General features: G+C 69.4%; 1 protein-coding gene. It reads left to right on the plus strand.

Translation table 11 applies throughout. The features are described from left to right. Positions 1-380 (plus strand): isocitrate/isopropylmalate family dehydrogenase (locus tag NBZ85_RS31990; RefSeq protein WP_261563531.1); only part of this gene is annotated, 380 nt, incomplete at its 5' end. Positions 381-402 lie beyond the last annotated feature (22 nt).

Raw genomic sequence — 402 nt, forward strand, 5'->3', positions numbered from 1 at the left:
GGATGTCGCCGAACAGGTTCGACGTGGTCGTGGCGTCGAACCTGTTCGGCGACATCCTGTCGGATCTCGGACCCGCCTGCACCGGAACGATCGGCATCGCGCCGTCCGGCAACATCAATCCGGAGCGCGTGCACCCGTCGGTGTTCGAGCCGGTCCACGGGTCCGCCCCCGACATCGCCGGCCAGGGGATCGCCAACCCGATCGGCCAGATCTGGTCGGGCGCGATGATGCTGGAGCATCTCGGCGAGCACGAAGCCGCCCGGGAGATCGTCAGCGGGATCGAGCGGGTGCTGTCCGAGCGGACGCTGCGGACGCGCGACCTCGGCGGGAATGCGGATACGCAGGCCTGCGGGAAGGCCGTGGCGGAGGCTCTGGGCTGAGGATCAGCCGAGGGTCTTGAGG

Source organism: Frankia tisae, from assembly GCF_025403405.1.
Classification (GTDB): Bacteria; Actinomycetota; Actinomycetes; order Frankiales; family Frankiaceae; genus Frankia; species Frankia tisai.